Consider the following 1,836-nt stretch of genomic DNA (forward strand, 5'->3'; position numbering starts at 1 on the left):
CGTCTTTACCGCTGTTGAATGTAAAGTAGCCCGCTGCACGCATCAATTCCGGGATCGTCTTCATTCCTTCAGGAAGATGAATCTGAGTATCCGGCGGAACGATTTGTCCATCGGTGGTACGTCCGGACCGGTGTTGGTGCGTTCCCGTCGTCGTTTGCATCACACCCGTGATCATCGCCGAGCGGCACGCGGAACAAACCGGCGCCGGCACATACGCGCGTTTAAATAACACTCCATCGGCAGCCAATTGATCAATCGCTGGCGTATGCCCCGCATTGATCGGATCGTCATAGCATCCCGTGAACGGTGATAGGTCTTCGGAAAAGATCCAAAGGATATTGGGCCGCTCGCTGGTTGCTTGCTCCTCTGCGGATACGGGGAACAGCCCCGTAAACAGGCCGCCCATCACGAGGGCTAGCAAGGCAAGCTTTCTAAACACGTTTTTGGCTGCCGTCGCCGATCGCGGTGCGCAGCCAGTGCCGGTTCGTCGTCGGTAATCATGTTTCATCAAGTCGTGCTCGCAGATAGGAATGCGGAATTTGTGGCGGCGAATCCAATTCCATCGGAAGATTCAGAGTCAAAGGCTTACTTGCCTTCGGCGGCCCATTTTTTCATGATCGCAATGTTGTCCTGGACTTCCTTCAAGTGAGCCGGATCAAATTTTGGCAATGCAAGCCGGTCGGTGTAGACCTGCATGTCGCTGTCGTACATTTTGACCGATTCGGGTTGGCGTCCTTGGTCGCCAGTCTCTTCCATCCATCGGTCCAAGCGATCACGCAGCGTTTTCAGCTTGTTCGCGTTCGCCGGATCGCCTGCCAAATTATGAATCTCGTGCGGATCGTTTTTGACGTCGTACAGTTCTTCGGCCGGCCGTACGTCGCGAAAAATCAATTCTTGCACTTCGTTTAACTTGCCTACGGCGTGATATTCACGCAGCGCGATCAAGATCGCCTTGGCATCTTTGTACGCGCAAGGCTGCAAATAGGGACGGTTTGGTAGAAAGTTGCGGATGTATTTGAATTCATTGGTTCGCACCGATCGCATGTGGTCGACCGTTTCGTCACAGCGGTCGCGAGCGGCGAAAACCGCCTCACGCGGTTCGTAGTCACTTGCCAAGATATCCTTGGCTTGCATGGTGTTTGAGATTTCGATTCCCGCTGCCGCCAGCGAAAGTGCCGCGATGTCAATATGCTCGACCACATCATCGCGGACCGTTTCCGGTTCAACGCCCGGACCCGCAATCACCAACGGCACGTGCAGTCCTTCGTCGTACATGAATTGTTTGCCACGAGCGTGGCTGATGCCATGGTCGGTCATGAACAGCACCAAGGTGTTCTCGAGCACGCCTTCGCGCCCGAGTCGATCGAGCACTTCGCCCACCATCGCATCGGTCAAGCGAACCGAATCCAGATAGGCAGCCCAGTCTCGCAAAATATCAGGATGATCGGGGTAATACGGCGGCAACGTCACGGCATCAATGCCCGTACTGTTGCCGAATTCTTTTTTGGCTTGCCGAGCGATCTTGTCCCATCCGCTTGCGTCCTTGCCTCGCAGTTTGCCGCCCGCGGTTTGAATTTGGGCAAAGAAAGGCTGGCCCGGTTTGCGGTCCTGCCAATCGTTGCTGTCGTAGACCGATTCGTCCCACTGGAAATTGTAGTCGGTTTTACCCAACTTGCCGTTCAGTGGCCAACCGGTGATCGAGGTGTGGTAACCCGCGTCCTGGAAAAGCTTGGGAACCAGTGTGACGTTTTGAGGTAACTCGATTTTTTCAGTCCCGCGTCCGCTGCGATGATGATGTGCTCCAATGCTGGTTTGATACATCCCGGTGATAAACGC

The 1,836-nt window shown here is 54.7% G+C and carries 2 protein-coding genes; both read right to left on the bottom strand.

Annotation, left to right across the window (positions count from 1 at the left end; translation table 11 throughout):
- A partial coding sequence (locus ABX962_RS35545) for a sulfatase-like hydrolase/transferase (protein ID WP_372726377.1) occupies positions 1–508 on the bottom strand: 508 nt, incomplete at its 3' end.
- 77 nt (positions 509–585) lie between these two features.
- Positions 586–1,836 (bottom strand): sulfatase (locus tag ABX962_RS35550; protein ID WP_372726378.1); only part of this gene is annotated, 1,251 nt, incomplete at its 5' end.

The organism is Novipirellula sp. (genome assembly GCF_041583735.1).
In the GTDB taxonomy this organism is placed as follows: domain Bacteria; phylum Planctomycetota; class Planctomycetia; order Pirellulales; family Pirellulaceae; genus Novipirellula.